Origin of the sequence: Rhodanobacter sp. OR87 (assembly GCF_000473345.1) — a bacterium.
In the GTDB taxonomy this organism is placed as follows: Bacteria; Pseudomonadota; Gammaproteobacteria; order Xanthomonadales; family Rhodanobacteraceae; genus Rhodanobacter; species Rhodanobacter denitrificans.
Genome location: NZ_AXBJ01000019.1, coordinates 26,923 through 51,718 on the forward strand (window position 1 = coordinate 26,923; position 24,796 = coordinate 51,718).

The following is a 24,796-nucleotide window of genomic DNA, read 5'->3' on the forward strand; positions in this document are numbered from 1 at the left end:
TGCGGAGCCCGGCCCATGATGCGTGGATGGCATTGCCTCGCCCTGGCCTGCGCGTTGTCGCTGGCGGTCGCGCCGGCGGTCGCCGGCAAGTCCCCCGCGAGCAACAGCCGCAGCACGCCGGGTCGGGCCGCGCAAGCCCGCGACAAGGCCCAGCTCGCGTTCCAGCGTGACCTGGTCAGCGTGCTGGCCCCCGGTGGTGACCCGCTGCGACTGCTCGGCGCGGCCCTGCTGGCGCGACCGCTGTTCAACCAGCCGCCGGAGAACAGCTTCCACCGCCTGATCGAGCGGGCCGCGCAGGTCGACGGTGCCGGCGCAGCGGTCGACTGGATGCGCCTGGCCGATTGCGATGCCGCCGCCGGCACCTGCCCGAACGGCGAGGCGCTGCAGCGCCTGCTGGTGCGGGCACCGGACAACGCCGCGGTGTGGCTGCTCAAGCTCGGCGCCGACGCGCGCGGCATGAAACAGGACGCCGCCCGCGACGACCTGGGCCAGGCCGCCGCGGCAAAGCGCTACGACGATTACGCCGGCGCCAGCCTGCAGGCCCTGGCCAACGCGGCCGGCGCGCTGCCGCCGCCGCCGGACACGCTGGACCCGGCCCACGCCGGCGGTGCCGTCGGCATGCAGACCGTGCTGGTGTTCGGCCTGGCCGGCACCCAGCCGCAGCCGAGCCTGCAACTGGTCGCCAAGCTGTGCGAGAACGCCGGCGAGGACGCCTCGATCAAGACCGACTGCCTGGCCCTGGGCAAGACCCTGGAATGGGGCTCCAGCCCGCTGGCCCGCTCGCTCGGCCTGCACCTGCGCGAAGTGTTGGCCGACGATCCGGCGCAGCGGCAGGAAGCGAAGGACGCCCGTCGCAACCTGGTCTGGCAGGTGCAGAGCTTCGCCCGCCTGCTGGCCCGGGCACAGGACGACGCAGCGCTGGCCCAGCGCCTGCTCACGCTGGCGCGCCACGGCGGCACCGAGATGAGCCTGCAGCTGGCCGCCCTGCGCGACAACGGCCTCCCGGTCGAGGCACCCGCCGACTGGCAGCCGGGAACAGCGAATCGGGAATAGGGAATCGCAAGAGCGGGCCCTGCCGCTCGATCCGGCGCATCCCGTTGGCCATTCCCGATTCCCGGCTATTCCCCATTGGCGCCCCGCCCGCTAGGCTTGGGCCACCTTCCGTGGCAGGGGTGATCCGATGCTTACGACGCTGGTGGCGAGCAGCAAGGGTGGTTGCGGCAAGAGCACGCTGGTGACGCAACTGGCATCGCACTGGGCCCAGGCCGGGCAGCACACCGCGATCATCGACGCCGACCGGCAGCACTCCAGCTTCCACTGGGCCGAGCTCAGACCCGACAACGTCCCCGGCGTGCTCGCCTTCGACAGCGGCCGGCGCAACCTGCAACGCGTGCCGGCGGACACCCAGCAGTTGCTGATCGACACCCCCGCCGGCTCCGGCGAGCGCGAGCTGGAACCCTACCTCGAGGTGGCCGACGTGCTGCTGGTACCGGTGCTGCCGTCCTCGTTCGACCTCGACGCCACGCTGCGCTTCCTCGGCGAGTTGCAGGCGATCCGACGCATCCGCAGCGGCAAGCTGCCGGTGGCGCTGGTGGCCAACCGGCTCAAGCCGTGGACCCACGCCAGCCAGGATGCGATCACCCAACTGGCCGGGCAATCGCCGTTCCCGATCGCCGCACAACTGCGCGACAGCCAGGCCTACGTGCTGCTCGCCGGCCTCGGCAAGGGCATCTTCGACTACCAGTCCGAACAGGTCCGCAGCCACCAGCAGGACTGGAAGGCCCTGCTGCGCTGGATCAAGCGCCAGCACTGAAGCGCGCCCTTCCCGATGTTCACCGCGCGCCTTGCGCCACCACCCCCGGAGTCTTCCATGCACGAACTGATCCTGTTGCGACACGCCGAAGCGGTGCCGATGGAAACCACCGGCGACGACCCGCAGCGTCCGCTCAGCGTGCGCGGCGAACGGGAAGCGCAGGCCGCCGGGCTGTGGCTGGCCGCGCACGGCCTGCGCCCCGACCGGGTGCTGTGCTCGCCGAGCCGGCGCACCGACGAGACCACCCGCCTGGCGCTGGCCGCGATCGACAACGCGCCGGTGCCGCAGCAGGCCGACGAGATCTACGACGCCTCGCCCGGCGAACTGCTGGCCCTGCTCGACCAGCACGCCGATGCCGGCACCGTGCTGCTGGTCGGCCACAACCCCGGCATGGAGCGGCTGGTCGCGCTGCTGGTCGAGGGCCGCTCCGACGAATTCCGCGGCATGCCGCCCGGTGCGCTGGCGGTGCTGCACCTGGACGGCGCGCTGGAACCGGGCAACGCCCGGCTGGACGCGTTCTGGTCGCCCTGACCCGCGCGGCGACCGTGCGTTGCCGCGGCCCGGCGGCGGCCGCCGCTTCCTCACGACCACGGCACGCGCCAACCGTATGATTTGCCCATGTCCGTCTTGCGCCGATTCGCCCTACCGCTGCTGCTTGCGCTGCTGTCGCTGCAGGGCTGCACCGTATCGCGCGCGCAGATCCGCCGTGCCGACGCCATCGTCGCCGCCAGCGCCGACCGCAGCAGCAGCTGTGCGCAGGCCGACCATTGTGCGCTGCCGTCGCCGCTGCTGGCCGCCGCCACCGAGGCGCTCGCCGCCTCCACCCCGGAGCGGCCGGTGCACGTGGTCACCCTGCTCGACGACTCCGTGCCGGCGATGGCCGCGCGGATCAACCTGGTGCGCGCGGCGCGGCACTCGATCGACGTGCAGACCTACATCTGGGACCAGGACGATGCCGGCCAGCTGATGCTGGACGAGCTGGTGCAGGCGGCGCGGCGCGGCGTGCGCGTGCGCATCCTGGCCGACCAGCTGTTCTCCTTCGGCGACCTCGACCTGCTCGACCGGCTGACGCGGGTCAGCCCGAACCTCGAAGTGCGGCTGTACAACCCGACCTTCCACAAGGCACGCACGCAGCCGCTGGAATTCGCCGCCGGCGTGCTGTGCTGCTTCATGCAGTTCAACCAGCGCATGCACAACAAGCTGCTGCTGGTGGACGACCGCATCGGCATCACCGGCGGGCGCAACTACCAGAACCGCTACTTCAACTGGGACGACAGCTTCAACTACGTCGACCGCGACGCGATGGTCGGCGGCCCCGCCGCGCTGCAGATGGCGGCCAGCTTCGAGCGGTTCTGGAACCACCCGCGCGCGCTGCCGCTGACCCATCTGCGCGACGTCAACCGGCGCATCCTGTCCGACCACACGCCGCCAACCTGGCCGGCCCCGCACTACCGCCGTCCGGCGCGCGTGGCGCGCGTGCAGCAGGCCGCCGAGGACCCGGCCTGGCTGCAGACCTGGCTGGTCGACGCCTCGCGGCGGGTGGGTCGGGTGGAGTACTTCAGCGACCTGCCGGCGAAGACCGACAAGCCGGACAAGCGCCGCGCGCTCGATTTCACCCACCACATCATGCGCATGATCGGCGAGGCGAAACGCGAGGTACTGCTGCAGACGCCGTACCTGGTGATGAGCAAGCGCGCGCAGCACATCTTCCGCACGCTGCACCGGCGCGCCGACCCGCCGCTAGTGATCGTCTCCACCAATTCGCTGGCCTCGACCGACGCGTTCGCGGTGTACGCGATGTCGTACAAACATCGCAAGCGCTACCTGAAGAAGTTCGGCTTCGAGATCCACGAGCTGAAGCCGCACGCGCCCAGCGCCGCGGTGGACAACGAACTGGCCAACCTCGACCTGGACACGACCGCGCTGCCGCCGCCGGAAGCCGCCGGCCCGGCTCACGTTCCCGCGGCGCGCTTCCGCCTGCTCGGCAGCCGCGGCAGCAGCAATCGCCCGGCACCGCTGCACAGCACCGGCCTGCGCTTCGGCCTGCATGCGAAGTCGATCGTGGTCGACGACGTCTTCGCGATGGTCGGCTCGCACAATTTCGATCCGCGCTCGGACCACTACAACACCGAGTCGGGCGTGATCGTCTACGACCACGACTTCGCCGACCAGCTGCGCCACAGCATCCTGCGCAGCACGCAGCCGGAAAACGCGTGGGTGATCGCGCCGCGGCGGTCGAAGGTACCGGTGCTGACCGACATCAACCGGGTGATCGGCACGGTCTCCGAGCAGTTGCCGCTGTTCGACCTGTGGCCGTTCCGCTACGCCACCAGCTTCGACCTCAAGCCCGGCTGCCAGCCGCTGCGCGCCACCGACCCGAACTTCTACGCCTGCTACGAACCGGTCGGCGACTTCCCCGACGTGGCGCTCTCGCCGAAGCTGATCATCACGCGGATGGTTACCGCGTTCGGGGTGGGCGCCAAGGGCATCCTGTGAGCGCCATTCACCACCGTGAGCGCTGCTCCACGAGAACCACTTTCGCCACCTGTTGCCTCGTGTGAAGCTCTTGCTTCTGATGTTCTTCGCCCTGAATGCAGCAAGCACGACAGCATCGCGCTCAAAGTGGGCTCCTGCAGGTTGCAGAAAGCGCACGCCTTTTGCGCAGGCTTGATAAAACGCGAAGCACCAACGCGCCCGGACAAAACCCTACGGCAACTGCGCGACGCGATCGCCCCGCGAGGTGAAGCGCATCGGCAGCTCGCCGCTGAGGCCGTCGGAGTGGTCCGGCGGTACCGCGAAGCGCCAGCCGCGCACGCTGCGCAGGGCGTGCTGGTCGAGCACCGGGTCGCCGCTGGATTCGCTCAGGCTGGCGGTGGTGACCCGGCCGTTGCCGTCGATGTCGACGTGCAGCAGCACGCGGCCGTCGAGATGGCCGCGCAACTCGTCCCACGATTGCGAGGTGTCGGCGGGGGTGGCCAGCGGCACCAGCTCCGGCGCGGGTGCAGCGATGGCGGCCTGTGCTTCGTCAGCGACCACCGCCGACGGCAGCATGCGCCTTGCCGGCGCGACGCGCGGCGAGCGGCGCGGGCGGTGCGGCGACGGGCGGGCGCGCAGCGCGGTCGGCGTGTCGACCTGCGCGGTGTAGCGCGTCGGTGGGCCGGACCAGACGCTGGTCTGCGCGCTGAGCCAGCCGGTGCCGGCGACGCCGACGGCCAGTGCGAGCAGGCTGAGGGAGGCGGTGGTGCGCAGGCGGAACATGGCGGCCTTTATGCACCCGCCCGGACGAATCGAGGCTGAAGCGGCCGCCCGGTCACCGCTCGAGGATCGCGGTGACGCCCATGCCGCCGGCGGTGCAGATCGAGATCAGCCCGCGGCCGGCGCCCTTCTGCTCCAGCAGCTTCGCCAGCGTGGCGATGATGCGCGCGCCGGTGGCGGCAAACGGGTGGCCGACGGCAAGGCTGGAGCCGTGCACGTTGAGCTTCGCCGGATCGATCGCGCCGAGCGGCGCGTCGAGGCCGAGCCGGTTCCTGCAGTAGTCGGCCGACTCCCACGCGCGCAGCGTGCACAGCACCTGTGCCGCGAACGCCTCGTGGATCTCGTAGTAGTCGAAGTCCTGCAGGCGCAGGCCGTGGCGCGCCAGCATGCGCGGCACCGCGATGGTCGGCGCCATCAGCAGGCCTTCGCCGTGCACGAAATCCACCGCGGCGACTTCGGCATCGCGCAGCCAGGCCTGGATTTTCAGCCCGCGCTGCGCGGCCCACGCCTCGCTGCCCAGCAGCACCGCGGCGGCGCCGTCGGACAGGCCGGTGGAATTGCCGGCGGTGAGCGTGCCGTGGCCGGAGCTCTTGTCGAACGCCGGCTTCAGCGAAGCCAGCTTGTCCATGGTCGAGTCCGGGCGCAGGAAACCGTCGCGCTTCAGGCCGCGGAACGGCACCAGCAGGCCCTCGAAGAAACCCGCGTCGTAGGCGGCGGCCAGCTTGCGGTGGCTGTCCAGCGCCAGCTGGTCCTGCGCCTCGCGGCTGACCTGCCACTCCTTCGCCATCTGCTCGCAGTGGTCGCCCATCGACTTGCCGGTGCGCGGCTCGGCCACGCCGGGGAACGAGGGCTTCAGCTCGCCGAGCGAGAAGCCGCGCAGCGCCGTCTTCAGCTTGTCCAGCGGCGTCTTCGCGCGGTTCATCGCCAGCAGGCGCTTGCGCAGGCGGGTGCCGTAGACGATCGGCACGTCGGAGGTGGTGTCCGAACCGCCGGCGATGCCGGCCTCGATCTGCCCGGCGGCGATCTTGTTGGCGATGATGATGGCGTTGTCCAGCGAGGTGCCGCAGGCGCGCGCGGTGGTGATGCCCGGCGTGGTCGGCGCCAGCCCGGAACTGAGCAGCGCCTCGCGCGCCAGGTTCCAGTCGGACGCGTGCTTGATCACCGCGCCCATCGCCACTTCGCCCAGTTCCACCCCGTGCAGGCCGAAGCGCTCGACCAGCGCGCCGAGCACCTTCACCGACATGCCGAAGTTGCCGACGTCGGCGTAGGCCGTGTTGTTGCGGCAGAACGGGATGCGCACACCGCCGATCACCCCGACGCGCTTCTGCGTGTTTTCCATGCTCGGAACAGTCCACCACTCAAGTCGGTCAAGGCTAACCCGCCATGCCGCGCGGCGAAAGCCCAAAACGCTGAATGGTAGAATCCCGTCTCCTCCCGTCTTCCGGACCCTCGCTCGTGGAAACGCAAACGCTGTTCGCCCTGCCGGTGGTGCTGGCCCTGGAACCGGTCGCGGGCGAGCCGCCGGCGCGGCTTACGTTCACCCGCGACGAGGCTGCCGCGCTGGCGGCGCTGATCGCCGCCGACCTGCACGCGCTGGTGCCGCAGGTCGACGCCGCGCGGCTGGCGCTGGCCGGCGCGCTGTTCGACCAGGTCGAGTTGCTGCGACCGGGCTTCCCGGTCTGGGCCGCGCTGGACGAGCTGGCGCGACGCGTGCCGCGCAGCCAGCTGGAGAACGTGGTGGCGTTCGGCAGCCATCAAGGGCAGATGCCGGCGCAACCGCTGGAACCCTCACCGACCTATGCTGAAGGCCCGATGCGGCTGCTGCCGATGAGTCTGCTGGCGCCGGCGGGGCAGGCCGAGGAGCTGTCCGAGCAGCTGGAGATCCAGCTGGTCGGGCGCGGTGAGGCCGGCGCGCTGACCGCCGACTGGCTGATGCGCACGCTCGGCATCCGGCTGGAGCACGTGCGCTACCTCAGCCGCAACGACCTGCTGGCGCTGACTTGCGTGCAGTACGAGCACGTCAACCTGGCGCCGCTGTGGGCGCTGCTGGAGACGGCACTGCTGACCCCGTACCGCGAGGAGGCGACGATGAGCGCGCGCGGGCTGGCCGTGCGCTACGCCGACGGCAAGGTGCTGGCGCAGTCGCCGTCGCAGTGGCTGGCCGTGCAGACCGGCGATGCCGGGCAGCGCGCGCACGATTTTGCCGGCATCGTGTTCGAGCTGCGCCAGTACGCCGCACTGCTCGACGCGCACCAGCTGCCGCTGCAGCTGCAGCCCGACGCGGCACAGCCGGCGGCGGCCGCCGACGGCTACCTGCTGGAAACCTTGGCCGCGGTCGAACCCGGCTACGATCCGCCGACGCTGTTCGCGCACGAGGCCCCCGGCCTCGGCGTGGTGGCGATCACCGTGGCCCAGCGCGGCGACGGCGGCCATGCGCGCGCGCTGGCGCACGGCTACCCGCTGCAGCCGCAGGCGCTGGGCTCGCTGCTGGCGCGACTGACCGACCAGTACGGCATCGTCGCCGAACTGCACGCATCGGGCCGGATCGTGCTGGACGCCGCCGGCCGGCTCGGCGCCCCGGCCGCCGCCCTGCATTGATCGTCGCCGGGTGGTTCGCCCGGCCCGCTGGGCAGCGGCGAAAACTCGGCGCATGATGAAGCGGCGCCGACAGGGGGCGCCATGCTGACGGAATGACCATGCGGCCGCACAAGCCTGCCGAGGTATCGCCTTCGCTTCCGGATGCATCCGACTGGCCGGCACGGGTGGCGCACGGCACGCCTGCGCTGCTCGCCTACCTCGACCTCGAGCAGCGCTTCCGCTTCGTCAACGACACCCATCGCCGCTGGCTCGGCCTCGACCCGCAGCAGCTGCTCGGCCAGCGCCTGGTCGACGTGGTCGGCCGGCGCAACCACGCGCTGGCCGAGGCGGCGCTGGCGCGCGCCTACGCCGGGCAGATGGCCAGCTACGAGGGCGAGCTGCACGACGGCCACCGGCCGCGCTACGCGCACGGCAACTTCCAGCCCGACTTCGACGCCGACGGCCGCGTCCGCGGCATCTTCACCGCGCTGGTCGACATCACCGAGCGGCGCACGCTGGAGCTCAAGCTGCACGAGAGCGAGCAGCGCTTCTTCGCCGCGTTCCAGCACGCCGCGATCGGCATGGCGCTGACCCGCCCGGACGGCCGGTTCGTGCGCGTCAATGCGGCGGTCTGCCAGATGCTCGGCTACCGCGAGGAGGAGCTGCTGCAGCTGGACATCGCCGCGGTCACCCATCCGGACGACCTGGCGGCCGACGCGGAACTGATGGCGCAGCTGCTGGCCGGCCAGCGCGAGTCCTATCAGCTGGAGAAGCGCAACTTCCACAAGGACGGTCGCGTGGTGCACATCCAGCTCAGCGTGTCGCTGGTGCGCGACGAGCAGGGCGCGCCGCTGTACTTCGTCTCGCAGGTGCAGAACATCAGCCAGCGCAAGGCGTTCGAGGATGCGCTGCACCGCGAGCGCGAGCTGGCCGAGGTGACCCTGCGCTCGATCGGCGACGCGGTGATCACCACCGACCCGCAGCTGCGCATCACCTCGCTCAACCCGATTGCCGAGGCGATGACGGGCTGGACCGGCATCGAGGCGGCGGGCCGGCCGATCGAGGAGATCTTCCAGCTGTTCGACGCACGCAGCGGCGACGCCGTGGCCAATCCGCTGCGCGCGGCGATCGGCCACAACAGCATCGTCGACCTGGCCGGCCGCACCCTGCTGCGCCACCGCCACGGCTTCGACACGCCGGTGGAGGATTCCTCCGCGCCGATCCACGACCACGCCGGCAACGTGATCGGCGGCGTGCTGGTGTTCCACGACGTCAGCGAGACCCGCGCGCTGGCGCTGAAGATGATCCACCTGACCCAGCACGACACGCTGACCGGCCTGCCCAACCGCAGCCAGCTGCACGAGCACATCGGCCAGGCGATCGCCACCGCGAACCGGCGCCAGCAGCGCGCCGCGCTGCTCTACGTCGACATCGACAACTTCAAGCAGGTCAACCAACTGCACGGCCACGCCGCCGGCGACCGGGTGCTGCGCGCGTTCGCCGCCCAGCTGCAGCACTGCCTGTCCGGCGACGACCTGCTGAGCCGCTACGGCGGCGACGAGTTCGTGGCGGTGCTGCCGCACCTGGAAAGCGCGGGCGAGGCGGCCAGCCTGTGCCAGCGGCTGATCAACCACGGCGAGCAGACCCGCGTCGACGGCCTGCCCGAACTCGGCCTGCGGCTCAGCATCGGCATCAGCGTGTACCCGGACGATGCGGTCGAGCCGGACGGCCTGCTGCAGCATGCGGAGACCGCGCTGGTCGCGGTGAAGGCGCAGGGCCTGCACGGCTACCGCTTCTTCACCGCGTCGATGAACGAACGCGCGCAGGCGCGGCGGCGGATCGAGGCCGCGCTGCGCCAGGCGCAGCCGCGGCACGAACTGGAGCTGCACTACCAGCCCAAGGTGGACGCGCACAGCGGCCGCATCGTCGGCGCCGAGGCGCTGCTGCGCTGGCAGGCGGACGGGCACGAGGCGTACGCGCCGGACCAGTTCATCCCGGTCGCCGAGGACACCGGGCTGATCCTGCCGATCGGCGCCTGGGCGCTGCGCCGCGCCTGCCGGCAGGCGCGGCGGTGGCAGGACCTCGGCCACGCCATTCCGGTCTCGGTGAACGTGTCGCCGCTGCAGTTCCAGCATGCCGAGTTCTACAACTGGCTGGACGAGGTGCTGGAGGAGAGCGGCCTCGCGACCGGCCTGCTCGAACTGGAACTGACCGAGCGCATGGTGATGTCCGGCGGCGACGCCACCACCGGGCTGCTGCAGCGGATCAAGCGACGCGGCGTGCGGCTGTCGCTGGACGACTTCGGCACCGGCTACTGCAGTCTGTCCTACCTGAAGCATTTCCCGATCGACGCACTGAAGATCGACCGCGTGTTCGTACGCGACATCACCAGCGACCGCGACACCGCCACCATCACCAGCGCGATCATCGCGATGGCGCGCAGCCTCAACAAGGACGTGATCGCCGAAGGCGTGGAAACGTACGAGCAGGGCGCCTTCCTGCGCCACGCCGGCTGCTCGCAGCTGCAGGGTTTCCTGTACGGCGCCGCGATGCCGGCGGCGGCATTCGAGCAGCGGCTGGCCGAACCTACCTGAGCGTCCGCTCCTGCGCGGCCGGCGCCGCCGGCAGCGCCTCGTACATGAAGTAGTGGCAACGCTGCATGCCAAGCCCTTCGTAGGTCGCCTGCGCGCGCCGGTTTTCGGTTTCCACGTACAGGCGCAGGCCGACCGCGCCGGCCGCCGCGGCGCGTTGCGCCACATCGGCGTACAACGCGCGGAACGCACCGGCGCGGCGCGCGGCGGGCACCACATAGACGCTCTGGATCCACCAGAAATCGCCGCCGCGCCAGTCGCTCCATTCGTAGGTGACCAGCAGGCAGCCGACCGCCGCGCCGTCATGCTCGGCCACCAGGTAGAAGCCGCGCCGCGGCTGCTCGAACACGCCGCGCACGCCGCGCTCCAGCGTCGCCGGATCGAGCCGCTTGTGCTCGGTTTCCCAAGCCATCGCCGCATTCCAGGCGGCCAGGTCGGAAACGTCGGCGAGAGTGGCGGCGCGGATCTGCAATGGCACGGCGTGGCTCCGGTAGCGGCGGGCGCCCATCGTAGCGCGCGCCATCTTCACATGCCGCCGCGTAAGGTCGGGCCGAGCCGGCGGTCGCAGCCCTCGCACGGGTTCCCGTCGGCGCTCCGCCCGCATGGACGCCTCGTGGCCGATCCCGCGAGGCCCAAGGAAATCGTCTTGAACATTGGCAACCTGCTCGACCTGCTCAAGCTGCGCCGCCTGCAAGCGTTCCGCCGGCGGCGCGCAGCGGCGCGCACCCGGCCGGAGCAGGAGCCGGCGCTGCGCGCGGAACTGTTCAGCGCCGAACAGATGGAACGCCACGGCCGCGCACTGGCCGGGCTGCATCGGCTCAGCGCCCGCACCAGCATGGATTCGCTGCTGGCGCGGCTGGACGACAACGAGGCGGTGCTGACCCACACCTGCGAACGGCTGACCGACGCCACCCGCAAGCGGCGGCGGATCACCCCGGCCGCCGAGTGGCTGCTGGACAACTTCTACCTGGTCGAGGAGCAGGTGCGGATCGCCCGCCGGCACCTGCCGAAGGGCTACAGCCGCGAATTGCCGCGGCTGGCCAGCGGGCCGTCGGCCGGGCTGCCGCGGGTGTACGACATCGCGCTGGAGATCATCTCGCACGGCGACGGGCGGGTCGACACGCACATCCTGCAGCACTTCGTCGACGCCTACCAGGAAGTGAGCCCGCTGAAGCTGGGCGAACTGTGGGCGATCCCGATCATGCTGCGACTGGCGCTGATCGAGAACCTGCGCCGGGTCGCCGCGCGGGTGATGGCCGACTGGCGCGACCGCGGCAAGGCCGCGCGCTGGGCCGACGCGATGACCGCCATCGCCGGGCGCGAGCCGAACTCGGTGGTGCTGGTGGTGGCCGACATGGCGCGCTCGGACCCGCCGATGAACGGCCCGTTCGTGGCCGAGATGGCGCGCCGGCTGCAGGGCCAGAGCCCGGCGCTGGCGCTGCCGCTGAGCTGGATCGAACAGCGCCTGGCCGCGTCGGGGCAGAGCATCGAGCGCCTGGTGCAGCTCGAGGCGCAGCAGCAGGCCGCCAACCAGGTCTCGATCAGCAACAGCATCGGCAGCCTGCGCACGCTGTCGGCGATCGACTGGCGCGACTTCGTCGAGCGCTGCAGCCTGGTCGAGCAATGCCTGCGCGAGGACCCGGCCGGCGTCTACGCGGCGATGGATTTCGCCACCCGCGACCGCTACCGCCACGTGGTCGAGGCGATGGCGCGGCGGCACCGGCTGACCGAGCTGCAGGTGGCCGAGGCGGCGATCGCGCTGAGCCAGGCCGCGGCCCCCACCGACAGCAGCGTGCCGCTGCCGCAGCACGTCGGCTACTACCTGATCGACCGCGGTCGGCTGCAGCTGGAACGGCAACTGGGCATCCGCCCGCCGCTGCGCGAAACGCTGCGCCGCGGCTTCGACCGCGCGCCGCTGCCGATCTACCTGGGCCTGCTGGCGCTAGTCACGTTCGCCTTCGCGCAGCCGCTGGTCACCGCCGCCGCGCACGATCGCTGGCCGAGCTGGGCGCTGGTTGCGCTGGCGGTTCCCGCCGCGATCTTGGCCAGCCAGCTGGGACTGAGCCTGCTCAACTGGATCGCCACGCTGTCGATCGCGCCGCGGCAGCTGCCGCGCATGGATTACTCGCACGGCATTCCGGCCGCCGCGCGCACGCTGGTGGCGATCCCCAGCCTGATCGCCAGCGCGCAGGACGTCGACGAACTGGCCGAAGCGCTGGAGGTGCGCTTCCTCGGCAACCGCGACGAGCACCTGCATTTCGCCCTGCTTACCGACTTCACCGACGCGGACCACGAGAGCCTGCCCGGCGACGAGGCGCTGTTGCGGCGGGCACAGCGGCGCATCGAGGCGCTCAACGACCGCTACGCCAGCGCCAAGGCCGACCGCTTCTTCCTGTTCCATCGACCGCGCCGCTGGAATCCGGGCGAGCAGTGCTGGATGGGCCACGAGCGCAAGCGCGGCAAGCTGGCCGACCTCAACGCGCTGCTGCGCGGCAACGCGCACGATCGCTTCATGCGGGTGGTGGGCGATGTCGCCGCGCTCGGACCGGTGCAGTACGTGATCACCCTGGACACCGACACCGAGCTGCCGCGCGACGCGGCGCAGGCCTTCGTCGGCACCATCGACCACCCGCTCAACCGCGCCGTGTACGACCCCGAACGGCGGCGCGTGGTCAGCGGCTACGCGATCCTGCAGCCGCGCGTGGGGATCAGCCTGCCGAGCACCGCGCGCTCGCACTACGCCCAGCTGTACGGCAGCGACGCCGGCATCGACCCGTACACGCGGATGGTCTCGGACGTCTACCAGGACGTGTTCGGCGAAGGCTCGTTCGTCGGCAAGGGCATCTACGCGATCGACCCGTTCGAGCGCACGCTGGACGGGCGCTTCCCGGACAACCGCATCCTCAGCCACGACCTGGTCGAAGGCTGCCACGCGCGCTCGGGCCTGCTCAGCGACGTGCAGCTGTTCGAGACTTACCCGGCCCGCTACGGCGCCGACGTGAAGCGCCGCCACCGCTGGATCCGCGGCGACTGGCAGCTGCTGCCGTGGCTGCTGCCGTGGGCGCCGACCGCGCACGCCGGCTGGCGCCGCAACGCGCTGACCGCGCTGTCGCGCTGGAAGATCCTCGACAACCTGCGCCGCAGCCTGGTGCCGCCGGCGCTGCTGGCGCTGCTGGTGAGCGGCTGGCTGCTGATGTCGCCGGTGCTCTCGTGGACCGTGGCGGTGCTGTCGATGGTGCTGCTGCCGCCGCTGCTGGCGGCGCTGTTGGAACTGGTGCAGAAGCCGCGCGAGGTACAGCTCGACCAGCACCTGCGCGCCGCCTTCCGCGCCAGCCTGCAGCACTTCGCGCGGATGGCGCTGGGGCTGGCATGGCTGCCGCACGAGGCGCTGTACCACCTCGACGCGATCGTGTGCACGCTGTGGCGGGTGACCGTCAGCCAGCGCCACCTGCTGCAGTGGCAGCCCTCCGGCGAGGTCGAACGGCACGGCGGCCATGCGCCGGCCGTGCTGTGGCGGCTGATGTGGATCGGCCCGGTGCTGGCGCTGGCGCTGGGCGTGGCGCTGGCGCTCGAACGCCCGCTGGCGCTGTGGCTGGCGACGCCGCTGCTGCTGCTGTGGCTGGGCTCGCCTGCCCTCGCGTGGTGGATCAGCCAGCCGCGCACGCCGGTCGCGTTCGCGCCGAACGCGGCGCAGCAGCGCTTCCTGCGCACGCTGGCGCGGCAGACCTGGGCGTTCTTCGACGTCCACGTCGGCGCCACCGGGCACTGGCTGCCGCCGGACAACCTGCAGGAGCGGCCCGACCCGACAGTCGCCCACCGCACCTCGCCGACCAACATCGGCCTGGCGCTGCTGGCGAACCTGGCCGCGCACGACTTCGGCTTCCTCGGTACCGGCCGCCTGCTCGAACGCACCCGGCTGACCCTGGCCACCATGCAGGGGCTGCCGCGCCACCGCGGCCACTTCTACAACTGGTACGACACGCAGAGCCTGCAGCCGCTGGCGCCGCTGTACGTCTCGGCGGTGGACAGCGGCAACCTTGCCGGCCACCTGCTGACCCTGCGCCCCGGGCTGGAGGAACTGGCCGACCAGCCGGTGTTCCGCCCCGACCTGCTGCACGGCCTGCACGACACGCTGGCGCTGCTGCGCGACACCCTGGATCCCGACCTCGCGCACGCGCTAGACCCGCTCGACCGGCATCTGCAGGAGGGCGCGGCCGCGCCGCCGGCAAGCACCGGCGCAGCCAGCGCGCTGCTGCGCCAGCTGCGCGGCCACGCGCAGGCGCTGCTGCCGCGACTGGACGCCGAACCCGGCAGCGAGGCGCAGTTCTGGCTCGACGCGCTGCTCGCGCAGTGCGACGAGCTGTGCGACGAGGCCGCCGCGTTCGGCCTCGACCCGCCGGCGGACGACGAGACCAGCTTCGAGGGCATCCCCACGCTGCGCCAGCTGGCGCGGATCGAACCGCTGGCCTGGCCCGCCGTGGCCGACGCCGAAGGCGTGCGCGAACGCGCGCGCGCGCGCCTCGCCGCGATCGAGCAGCTGGCGCAGCAGGCCGGCGAGCTGGCGCTGGTGGACTACCGCTTCCTGTACGACGGCGCGCGCGACCTGCTGGCGATCGGCTACAACGTCGACCAGCGCCGGCTCGACGCCGGCTACTACGACCTGCTGGCGTCGGAGGCGCGGCTGGCCAGCTTCGTCGGCATCGCGCAGGGCCAGCTGCCGCAGGACAACTGGTTCGCACTGGGCCGCCTGCTCACCACCGTCGGCGGCGAGCCGGTACTGCTGTCGTGGACCGGCTCGATGTTCGAGTACCTGATGCCGATGCTGGTGATGCCGAGTTACGAAGGCACCTTGCTCGACCAGACCTGCCGCGCCGCGGTGGCGCGGCAGGTCGAATACGGCAACCAGCTCGGCGTGCCATGGGGCGTGTCCGAATCCGGCTACAACATGCTGGACGCGCACTTCACCTACCAGTACCGCGCATTCGGCGTGCCCGGGCTGGGCCTGAAGCGCGGGCTGGGCGACGACGTGGTGGTGGCGCCGTATGCCAGCGCACTGGCGCTAATGGTGGTGCCGGCCGCGGCCACCAAGAACCTGCAGCGGCTGGCCGAGGCCGGCGCACGCGGCCGCTACGGCCTGTACGAGGCGATCGACTACACCCCGGCGCGACTGCCGCTGGGCCAGGACTCGGCGCTGGTGCGGCAGTTCATGGCGCACCACCAGGGCATGAGCCTGCTGGCACTGGGCCATGCGCTGCTGGATCGGCCGATGCAGCGGCGCTTCGAATCCGACCCGCAGTTCCAGGCCACCAGCCTGCTGTTGCAGGAACGCGTGCCGAAGACCGCGGCGGAATACCTGCACGCCTCCGGCTTCCCCGAATCGGACGGCGCATCGCGACCGGCCGAGGCGCGGCTGCGCGTGTTCGCCGATCCCGACCGCCCGCGCCCGGCCGTGCAGTTGCTCTCCAACGGCCATTACCACGTGATGCTGAGCAGCGCCGGCGGCGGCTACAGCCGGTGTGGCGAACTGGCGCTGACGCGCTGGCACGAGGACATCACCTGCGACGCCTGGGGCATGTTCTGCTACCTGCGCGACGTGGCCAGCGGCGAGTACTGGTCCACCGCCTACCAGCCCACGCGGAGGAAGACCGAACAGTTCGAGGCGATCTTCTCCGACGCACGCGCCGAATTCCGCGTGCGCGAACGCGAGTTCGACGCGCACACCGAGATCGTGGTGTCGCCGGAAGACGACATCGAGCTGCGCCGCACGCGCATCACCAACCGCAGCCGCACGCGGCGCACGATCGAGCTGACCAGCTACGCCGAGGTGGTGCTGGCGCCGCCGGCCGCCGACGCGGCGCACCCGGCCTTCAGCAAGCTGTTCGTGCAGACCGAGCTGGTGCCCTCGCTGCAGGCGATCGTGTGCACGCGGCGGCCGCGCTCGGCCGGCGAGCAGGTGCCGTGGCTGTTCCACCTGCTGGCGGTACACGACGCCGACATCGACGCGATCTCCTACGAGACCGACCGCGCCCGCTTCATCGGCCGCGGCCGCAGCACGGCCGAGCCGCAGGCGCTCGACCGCGAGCAGGCGAGGCTGTCCGACAGCGCCGGCCCGGTGCTCGACCCGATCGTGGCGATCCGCTGCCGCCTCACGCTGGAGCCGGAGCAATCGGCCACCATCGACTTCGTCACCGGCTACGCCGCGCAACGCGACGGCTGCCTGCAGCTGATCGGCAAGTACCGCGACCGCCACCTCGCCGACCGCGTGTTCGACCTGGCCTGGACGCACAGCCAGGTGCTGCTGCGCCAGCTCAACGCCAGCCTCGCCGACGCGCAGCTGTACGAACACATGGCCACCGGCATCCTGTACCCGAACGCCGGCCTGCGCGCCGAGCCGGCGGTGCTGCGCGGCAACCGGCGCGGGCAGAGCGGGCTGTGGGGGCAGTCGGTGTCCGGCGACCTGCCGATCGTGCTGCTGCAGATCGCCAGCCCGGCACGGATCGAGCTGGTGCGCCAGCTGGTGCAGGCGCACGCGTACTGGCGGCAGAAGGGACTGGCGGTGGACCTGGTGATCTGGAACGAGGACCGCGTCGGCTACCGGCAGGAACTGCACGACCTGATCATGGGCCTGATCGCCTCCGGCAGCGAGGCCAGCCTGCTCGACCGTCCCGGCGGCATCTTCGTGCGCCCGGGGCAGCAACTGTCCGGCGAGGACCGATTGGTGATGCTGGCCAGCGCGCGGATCATCCTGGGCGACGGCCGCGGCAGCCTGGCCGAGCAGATCGGCCGGCGCCAGGTGGAGACCCACGCGCCGCGCTTCGAGCCGAGCCGGCCCCGGCGCATCGCCAGCGCCACGCTCGCCGGCGGCGCCGGCGCGGCGCCGGCGCTGCAGCTGGCCAACCCGCACGGCGGCTTCAGCCACGACGGCCGCGAGTACGTGATCACCCTGGCCGCCGGCGACAGCACGCCGGCGCCGTGGGCGAACGTGCTGGCCAACCCGCGCTTCGGCACGGTGATCTCCGAGAGCGGCAGCGCCTACAGCTGGGGCGAGAACGCACACGAATTCCGGCTCAGCCCGTGGCACGACGACCCGGTCGGCGACGGCAGCGGCGAGGCGCTGTACCTGCGCGACGAGGACACCGGACAGCTGTGGTCGCCCACGCCACTGCCGTGCCGCGGCAGCGGCAGCTACGTCACCCGCCACGGCTTCGGCTACAGCGTGTTCGAGCACCACGAGGACGGCATCCACTCCGAGCTGTGGGTCTACGTGGCGCTGGACGCGTCGGTGAAGTTCTCGGTGCTGAAGCTGCGCAACGACTCCGGCCAGCCGCGTCGGCTCAGCGTCACCGGCTACGTCGAATGGCTGCTCGGCGACCTGCGCGCGAAGACCGCGATGCACGTGGTCACCGAGTCGGACCCGGCCAGCGGCGCGCTGTTCGCGCGCAACGCCTACAACAGCGAGTTCCCGAACCGCGTAGCGTTCTTCGACGTGGACGACCCCGCGCGCGGCATCGGCGGCGACCGCAGCGAATTCCTCGGCCGCAACGGCAGCCTGCGCGCGCCGGCCGGGCTGGGCCGCGCACACCTGTCCGGCCGGCTCGGTGCCGGGTTGGACCCGTGTGCGGCGCTGCAGTCGATGGTGAGCCTGGGCGACGGCGAGCAGCGCCAGCTGATCTTCCGCCTCGGCCTGGGTCGCGACGCCGCCGAGGCCAGTGCGCTGGTGCAGCGCTTCCGCGGCAGCGGCAGCGCCGCCGACGCACTGGACCAGGTGCGCGCACACTGGGCGCGCGTACTCGGCGCGGTGCAGGTGCACACGCCGGAGCCCGCGCTCGACGTGCTCGCCAACGGCTGGCTGCTGTACCAGACCATCGCCTGCCGGCTGTGGGCGCGCAGCGGCTACTACCAGAGCGGCGGCGCGTTCGGCTTCCGCGACCAGCTGCAGGACTCGATGGCGACCGTGCACGCCGCGCCGGAACTGTCGCGCGCGCAGCTGCTGTTGTGCGCCGCGCACCAGTTCGCCGAAGGCGACGTGCAGCACTGGTGGCACCCGCCGCGGGACCGCGGCGTGCGCACCACCTGTTCCGACGACTACCTGTGGCTGCCGCTGGCCATCGCGCGCTACGTGCTGGCCAGCGCCGACCGCGGCGTGCTGGACGAATGCGTCGGCTACATCGAGGGCCGTCCGCTGCACGAGGGCGAGGAGTCGCACTACGACCTGCCGCAGCCCTCGGCCCTGCGCGAGACGCTGTACCAGCATGGCGTGCGCGCCATCGAGCGCAGCCTTGCCCTGCGCGGCGCGCACGGCCTGCCGCTGATCGGCGGCGGCGACTGGAACGACGGCATGAACCGGGTCGGCGAACACGGCCGCGGCGAAAGCGTGTGGCTGGGCTTCTTCTCCTGCGAAGTGCTGCAGCGCTTCGCCGAGGTGGCCCGGCTGCACGACGACGAGCCGTTCGCGCAACACTGCGAAGGCGAAGTGGCCAGGTTGCGCACCGCGCTGGAACAGCACGGTTGGGATGGCGCCTGGTATCGCCGCGCCTACTTTGACGACGGCACGCCGCTCGGCTCCGCCAGCAACGACGAATGCCGCATCGACTCGATCGCGCAGAGCTGGTCGGTGCTGTCCGGCATCGGCGCGCCCGGGCGCCAGCGGCAGGCGATGGACTCGCTGGACGCCCGCCTGGTGCGCCGCGACGCCGGCCTGGTGCAGCTGCTGGCGCCGCCGTTCGACCAATCCGCGCTCGACCCCGGCTACATCAAGGGCTACCTGCCCGGCGTGCGCGAGAACGGCGGCCAGTACACGCATGCCGCGATCTGGGCCACGATGGCGTTCGCCGAACTCGGCGACAGCGCGCGCGCGTGGGAACTGCTGCGCATGATCAACCCGGTCAACCACGGCCTCGACGCGGCTTCCGTGGACGTCTACAAGGTCGAACCCTACGTGGTCAGCGCCGACGTCTACGCGGTGGCCCCGCACGTCGGCCGCGGCGGCTGGAGCTGGTACACCGGCTCCGCCGGCTGGATGTACCGGCTGATCGTGGAATCGCTGCTGGGCCTGCGCCTGGAAGCCGGCACGCTGCGCTTCGCGCCGGTGCTGCCGCCGGAGTGGGAGGGCTTCTCGGTCGACTACCGCCACCGCGACACGCTCTACCGCATCCGCCTGCACCAGAGCGACGCCGGCACGCCGAGCACGCTGTGGCTGGACGGCGAGATGCAGCCCGACGGCGGCATCCCGCTCGCCGAGGACGGCGCGGAGCACAGCGTGGAGCTGAACTGGCCGCGCCGCCCATGAAGCCGGCCGCGGCGGCGCATGCCTGCGCCCAGCGGTCCCATGGGCTCGGCACGCCGTGGCCGCCGCGGTTCAGAACGTGGGTGCAGATCTTGCCGCACACGGATGTGCCAATGCCGCGGGTGCATGGATGCGCAAGAGCGGCCGTGGTCGCCACGTCCTTGTAACCGGGCAGCTCATCGATCCAGCGGACTCAACACCCCGTGGCCACCGCGGTTCAAAACGTGCGTATAGATCTGCGTGGTTGCGACGTCCTTGTGGCCGAGCAGTTCCTGGATCGTGCGGGCACCGTAAATAGATGGGAAACATAGCGTGACGCCATCAGATCTGGCTGTGTACGATGCGACATGCCTCTTGATGTGTTGCCACAGCACCAAATTGGCGCCTGTCACGACATTCTGGACAGGTGGTGTTGCCAACTTCACAGACACCGACTTTAGGCGTGATGAAGAAGCTGGCGGTGTTTATGACGACAACGCTGATGTCTTGCAGTGAGTTCATGCATGAGGCGATGCGGTTGGTCGCGGATCACGGTGTGTCAGCGTTACGGACTACCCCGCGGCCCGGAGCTGTACGGAGGCGCGCTAGCCAAATGGGTGCGATGCACATCCTGATATTTGCTTATGTTCCATAAAACTGGATGCCCCTGTGGCAGATATCAGGAAGCACTTCATCCGGTGCGAAGAACGCAATGCTCAGGGGAAGATCCATTCGCGGCGACTTAGTTTTGAGGGCTAGCGTCACAAGTTGGAGGAGTCGCTCTTTGGCCGCCGAACCCGCCACTACGCCAAGAAGAATGAATTCCTCCGGCTTGTTGCCTTGGGTGTTCACCTCCACCAGATAGGCGGCCCTAACAGTCCCCTCCCGATCGAACAACTCACGTAGTACCTCGTCAACTTCGCTCGTTGAGACGCTAGGCAGACGTGCAAGCAAGGCTTCGTTGTCAATGGGTTCCTGCTGCGCAAAGTAGCCAAGCTCTCTGCCCTCAAGAATCGCCGTAATTTCCGGTGGATACAGTGCCACTGCATCGATATTTGGATTGAGAATCAAGGTGGCGCCGCGTGTAAGTTCAAACAGACGCCGACCCGACATAGCCACAATCGAAACACCATCGCGCAAAGGCTGCTCTGCCTGGGTGCGGTCACTGAAGAACGGAAGCACCGTTTGACCATTGTCCGGGCGTATGAACTGGAAGAAGCGCATACGCCCTTCAGGCGGTCTTTTCGATGGGACATGCGCGTACACGGTGGCGTCGAGGAGGGCTTGAAACACCGCCTCTTGAGCCTTTGACGGATCCATCCCCGCCGGCGTCGACCTTGCCGTAGCAAGGAGATCATCAAGTTTCGTTGGGGTCATTCCGTTCTACTTGGCGTGGTGGGGGCCAACGTTCCGATGGCTTTCCGTCGACGCTGGTGTCGAAGATCGGCTCCAGAACATAGGCTGGGCTGGCCAACTCATGCCATCCCGCTTGGAACACCTCGTTGGCTGACGGGTAGTGCCGCAGAAGCCACTTGGCTTCACTGCGTACCGAGGCCGGAACTCGACGGTTGCCGAGCAGCTGCGCCAAGAACGCCCTCGTTTCGATGACTGCTCTCGAACGTTCATACGGCAGCGTCATGACTGTTGCACTTGTGCGCTCGTCGAATACTTCCACCGGTGCTCGCGGAACACCGGGGCGTAGCGACTGAGGAACTGCTTCATGGTTCCCTTGTACTTCAGCGCCTCCCCGGGGAGTGATATGGCAAGCGCTTTCGCGATACTGAGGGCATACGAAACCTGGCTCTGGGTTGGTGGCTGGAGATCGTCGTCCAGGATGCTCGCCAGACTGGTGATCAACCGCGATTCGAACGGCGCGTTGGTGCCCGTGCTCAGACAACGCTCCAGCTGGATGCCCAGGGCCTCCCGGGAGCTCCAGCTCATCGCGATGTCCAAAGACAGATCCAGATCATCATCGACCAATCGCAGCGGCATCGTCGTGTCATCCTTCGATACTTATATATAGACTACATCTAAAGGAGTAGTCCTAAAAGTATCGTCTGCTTACGGTCACCGCATGGACAAGGTGACGCTACAGACCAAATTGGGTACCGCCGTGCGTGAGCGTCGACAGGCCCTTGAATACAGCCAGGACACATTCGCCGATGCCATCGGTATGCACCGCGCTTACTACAGCGCCATCGAGCGCGGCGAGCGGAACGTAACGCTGGCCACCCTCGCCAAGGTGGCAGAGGGGCTGGACATGCCGATCGCCGCGTTGATGGCGCAAGCCAAGCTTTAAGCCCTGCCGCCGGCATACCGATTGGCCCAGGACTACCGGGAACAACATCATTGAATATCGAGTTGAGAAAGACCCTCTGGGCCGCCGCCGACAAGCTGCGCTCCAGCATGGACGCGGCCGAGTACAAGCATTTGGTGCTTGGGCTGATCTTCGTGAAGTACATCTCCGATGCGTTCGACGAGTTGCGCAGCGGACTGCGCGTGGCGCTGGCTGATCCGGAATCCGAGTTGTACCTCGAAGATCCCGTGATGCGCGCCGCCGCGGAAGAGGATCGCGACTATTACACCGCCGCCAACGTGTTCTGGGTGCCCGAGCAGGCGCGCTGGGAAAACCTTCGCGCGCACGCCAAGCAGGCGAACATCGGCCGCCGCATCGACGCCGCACTGGACGCGATCGAGGCGGACAACCCGCGCCTGAAGGGCATCCTCGACAAGCGTTTCGGCCGCGCCCAGCTGGAACCGGGCAAGCTCGGCGAGCTGGTCGACCTAGTCTCCACGATCGGTTTCGGCGCGGGCGGCAAGGCCAAGGACGTGCTTGGCGAGGTGTACGAATACTTCCTCGGCCAGTTCGCCAGCGCCGAAGGCAAGAAGGGCGGCCAGTTCTACACGCCCGCCTCGGTGGTCGAGGTGCTGGTGGAAATCCTCGGCCCGCACCAGGGCAAGGTGTATGACCCGTGCTGCGGTTCCGGCGGCATGTTCGTGCAGTCGGAGAAGTTCGTGGAGAGCCACGGCGGCCGCTTCGGCGACCTCAGCATCTACGGCCAGGAAGCGAACCCCACCACCTGGCGACTGGTGGCAATGAACCTCGCCATCCGCGGCATGGATTTCAACCTCGGCAAGGAGCCGGCCGACACCTTCCACCGCGACCAACACCCCGACCTACGCGCCGACTACGTACTGGCCAACCCGCCGTTCAACATCAGCGACTGGGGCGGCGAGCGCCTTGCCGACGATCGCCGCTGGCAGTTCGGCACGCCGCCCGCCGGCAACGCCAACTACGCCTGGCTGCAGCACATCCTGCACCACCTGTCCGCGCGCGGGCAGGCCGGCGTGGTGCTGGCCAACGGCAGCATGAGCTCCAACCAGAACAGCGAAGGCGCGATCCGCCAGGCGATGGTCGAACGCGACGTGGTCGAGGTGATGGTGGCGCTGCCGCCGCAACTGTTCTTCAACACCCAGATTCCCGCCTGCCTGTGGTTCCTGGCGAAAGACAAGACCAAGAACGGCCGCGACCGCCGCGGCGAAGTGCTGTTCATCGACGCCCGCAAACTCGGCCGCATGGAAGGCCGCGTGTTCCGCGTCTTCGACGACGAAGACATCGCCCGCATCGGCGACACCGTGCACCGCTGGCGTCAGGCTTTTCCCCCTCTCCCCCCGGCGACCGAAGGAAGTTCCCGTGGGAGAGAGGGCCGGGGTGAGGGTTTGGCCTACGCCGACGTCCCCGGCTTCTGCCGCAGCGTGCCCCTCGCCGAAATCGCCGAACACGGCTACGTGCTCACCCCTGGCCGCTACGTGGGCGCGGAGGATATCGAGGACGACGACGAGGTGTTCAGCGAGAAGATGGAGCGGCTAACCGCGCAGCTCGCCGAGCAGATGGCGAAGGGTGTGGAGCTGGATGCGCTGATCCGGGAGAAGCTGGGGGCGTTGGGTTATGGCGTCTGAATGGAAGACGCTTCCTCTTGAGGAATGCCTGGACGCGATTATCGACTACCGGGGAAAAACCCCCCGCAAAGTTGACGCTGGCATCCCGTTGATCACTGCAAAGATCGTAAAGAACGGACGCATCCAAGAGCCTACTGAATTCATTTCGCCAGCTGACTTCGATGACTGGATGACCCGGGGACTACCTCGAATCGGTGATGTTGTTTTGACGACAGAAGCTCCACTTGGTGAAGTCGCGCAAATCGGACAATTGCCTGTCGCCTTGGCGCAACGAATCGTGACGCTGCGTGGGAAGCGAGGGTTGGTGGATAACAACTTCCTGCTGTATGCCCTTCAATCGGAGCCGATGCAGACTCAGATGAAAGGACGTTCCTCCGGCACGACCGTACTGGGGATAAAACAGAGCGAATTGCGAAAAGTCGTGCTTGCGATTCCGCCGATGGAGCGGCAACAACTCGCAGCATCAGTACTGAAGGCGTTGGACACTCGAATCTCTCTGCTCGAAGAAACCAACGCCACCCTCGAAGCCATCGCCCAAACCCTGTTCAAATCGTGGTTCGTCGACTTCGATCCGGTGCATGCGAAAGCCGAAGGCCGCGTGCCGGATGGCATGGACGTCGCCACCGCCGCGCTGTTCCCCGACACCTTCGAAGATTCCCCGCTCGGCCCAATCCCGCAGGGTTGGCGCGCGGCCAGTCTTTCCGATTGCATGGAACTCAATCCACAACGTGTGTTGCGCAAAGGCAGCTTGGCGTCGTATCTGGATATGGCCAACGCACCGACCCAAGGTCATCGTCCAGCCGAAATCACGCAGCGCGAATTGGGATCAGGTAGCAAGTTCACCAATGGTGATACCTTGCTTGCGAAGATCACACCGTGCCTGGAAAACGGCAAGACCGCGTTCGTGGATTTCCTGGCCGACAACGAAGTTGGCTGGGGTTCGACGGAATTCATCGTGATGCGGCCCAAGGCTCCACTGCCTCCGTTTTGGGGTTACCTGTTGGCGCGCATGCCGAACTTTCGTGCGTTCGCGATTCAGGCAATGACTGGCACCAGCGGCAGACAACGTGTCGACTTGGGAAGCCTGAAGCAGTTTTCGGTAGTCGTGCCTGACGATGGCGTGGCAGAGGCTTTCGAGAAAATCATCGAGCCTCTGCGCGCGCGCATTGCCGCCGCGTCTAGCCATGCCGATAGCCTTTCCCAACTCCGCGACACCCTGCTCCCCCGCCTGATCTCCGGCAAGCTGCGCCTGCCCGACGCACAGGTCATCGAGAAAGCCATACCATGAAGCCCAAGCTCAGCCAGCTTCAGCGCATCAACCCCGCGAGGCATGGC

At 69.3% G+C, this 24,796-nt stretch carries 16 protein-coding genes and 1 pseudogene; 10 read left to right on the top strand and 7 right to left on the bottom strand.

Features of this window, described 5'->3' with window-relative positions; genetic code table 11:
• The first annotated feature begins 15 nt into the window (after window positions 1-15).
• The 4 genes from RHOOR87_RS0114070 (at window position 16) to RHOOR87_RS0114085 (ending at window position 4,309) form a co-directional block, all read left to right on the top strand.
• A complete protein-coding gene (locus RHOOR87_RS0114070; RefSeq protein WP_015449142.1) occupies window positions 16-1,053 on the top strand; it encodes a hypothetical protein in 1,038 nt (345 codons plus the stop codon).
• Between the two features lie 127 nt (window positions 1,054-1,180).
• Window positions 1,181-1,813, top strand: a complete 633-nt coding sequence (locus RHOOR87_RS0114075; RefSeq protein ID WP_027485362.1) for a ParA family protein — start codon at window positions 1,181-1,183, stop codon at window positions 1,811-1,813.
• 57 nt (window positions 1,814-1,870) lie between these two features.
• Window positions 1,871-2,344, top strand: a complete 474-nt coding sequence (locus RHOOR87_RS0114080) for a histidine phosphatase family protein (protein ID WP_007514420.1) — start codon at window positions 1,871-1,873, stop codon at window positions 2,342-2,344.
• 87 nt (window positions 2,345-2,431) lie between these two features.
• On the top strand, window positions 2,432-4,309 hold the full coding sequence (locus RHOOR87_RS0114085) for a phospholipase D family protein (protein ID WP_027485363.1): 1,878 nt from the start codon (window positions 2,432-2,434) through the stop codon (window positions 4,307-4,309).
• A gap of 210 nt (window positions 4,310-4,519) precedes the next feature.
• Here RHOOR87_RS0114085 and RHOOR87_RS0114090 read toward each other — a convergent pair whose 3' ends face one another.
• Both RHOOR87_RS0114090 and RHOOR87_RS0114095 read right to left on the bottom strand, forming a co-directional pair.
• Window positions 4,520-5,071, bottom strand: a complete 552-nt coding sequence (locus RHOOR87_RS0114090) for an energy transducer TonB (RefSeq protein ID WP_027485364.1) — start codon at window positions 5,069-5,071, stop codon at window positions 4,520-4,522.
• Window positions 5,072-5,123: 52 nt separating this feature from the next.
• The gene (locus RHOOR87_RS0114095; protein ID WP_027485365.1) at window positions 5,124-6,407 is read right to left on the bottom strand and encodes an acetyl-CoA C-acetyltransferase; all 1,284 of its coding nucleotides are present in this window, start codon (window positions 6,405-6,407) and stop codon (window positions 5,124-5,126) included.
• Between the two features lie 116 nt (window positions 6,408-6,523).
• Between RHOOR87_RS0114095 and RHOOR87_RS0114100 the strand changes: the two genes are divergently transcribed.
• A complete protein-coding gene (locus tag RHOOR87_RS0114100) occupies window positions 6,524-7,666 on the top strand; it encodes a hypothetical protein (protein WP_027485366.1) in 1,143 nt (380 codons plus the stop codon).
• Window positions 7,667-7,764: 98 nt separating this feature from the next.
• Entirely contained in the window at window positions 7,765-10,239 is a 2,475-nt protein-coding gene (locus RHOOR87_RS0114105; protein WP_015449148.1) for a GGDEF and EAL domain-containing protein, read from the top strand.
• Here RHOOR87_RS0114105 and RHOOR87_RS19285 read toward each other — a convergent pair.
• Complete coding sequence (locus RHOOR87_RS19285; protein ID WP_037115351.1) at window positions 10,232-10,714, bottom strand: GNAT family N-acetyltransferase; 483 nt, start codon at window positions 10,712-10,714, stop codon at window positions 10,232-10,234. The genes RHOOR87_RS0114105 and RHOOR87_RS19285 overlap by 8 nt on opposite strands.
• 168 nt (window positions 10,715-10,882) lie before the next feature.
• On the opposite strand from RHOOR87_RS19285, the gene RHOOR87_RS0114115 reads away from it, so the two are divergent.
• Window positions 10,883-19,525, top strand: coding sequence for a glucoamylase family protein (locus RHOOR87_RS0114115; RefSeq protein WP_027485367.1), 8,643 nt, complete (start codon window positions 10,883-10,885; stop codon window positions 19,523-19,525).
• A gap of 173 nt (window positions 19,526-19,698) precedes the next feature.
• Here RHOOR87_RS0114115 and RHOOR87_RS20930 read toward each other — a convergent pair.
• The 4 genes and pseudogenes from RHOOR87_RS20930 to RHOOR87_RS0114125 all read right to left on the bottom strand — a co-directional run.
• Window positions 19,699-19,806 (bottom strand): annotated as a pseudogene (locus tag RHOOR87_RS20930) (tyrosine-type recombinase/integrase); the annotation flags it as partial.
• A gap of 337 nt (window positions 19,807-20,143) precedes the next feature.
• Complete coding sequence (locus RHOOR87_RS0114120; protein WP_015449151.1) at window positions 20,144-20,878, bottom strand: SseB family protein; 735 nt, start codon at window positions 20,876-20,878, stop codon at window positions 20,144-20,146.
• Window positions 20,859-21,140 (bottom strand): BPSL0761 family protein, encoded by a 282-nt coding sequence (locus RHOOR87_RS20915; protein ID WP_015449152.1) that lies wholly within the window; start codon window positions 21,138-21,140, stop codon window positions 20,859-20,861. The genes RHOOR87_RS0114120 and RHOOR87_RS20915 overlap by 20 nt, the downstream gene beginning before the upstream one ends.
• The gene (locus RHOOR87_RS0114125) at window positions 21,137-21,493 is read right to left on the bottom strand and encodes a hypothetical protein (protein ID WP_007514440.1); all 357 of its coding nucleotides are present in this window, start codon (window positions 21,491-21,493) and stop codon (window positions 21,137-21,139) included. The genes RHOOR87_RS20915 and RHOOR87_RS0114125 overlap by 4 nt, the downstream gene beginning before the upstream one ends.
• A gap of 82 nt (window positions 21,494-21,575) precedes the next feature.
• Here RHOOR87_RS0114125 and RHOOR87_RS0114130 point away from each other — a divergent pair, with 82 nt between their 5' ends.
• From RHOOR87_RS0114130 to RHOOR87_RS0114140, 3 genes are read left to right on the top strand one after another with little or no spacing between them, the layout of a single operon-like run.
• Complete coding sequence (locus RHOOR87_RS0114130; protein ID WP_007514442.1) at window positions 21,576-21,800, top strand: helix-turn-helix transcriptional regulator; 225 nt, start codon at window positions 21,576-21,578, stop codon at window positions 21,798-21,800.
• A gap of 50 nt (window positions 21,801-21,850) precedes the next feature.
• Window positions 21,851-23,461, top strand: coding sequence for a class I SAM-dependent DNA methyltransferase (locus RHOOR87_RS0114135; RefSeq protein WP_007514444.1), 1,611 nt, complete (start codon window positions 21,851-21,853; stop codon window positions 23,459-23,461).
• A complete protein-coding gene (locus RHOOR87_RS0114140) occupies window positions 23,451-24,749 on the top strand; it encodes a restriction endonuclease subunit S (RefSeq protein ID WP_015449153.1) in 1,299 nt (432 codons plus the stop codon). The genes RHOOR87_RS0114135 and RHOOR87_RS0114140 overlap by 11 nt, the downstream gene beginning before the upstream one ends.
• The last annotated feature ends 47 nt before the right edge of the window (window positions 24,750-24,796 follow it).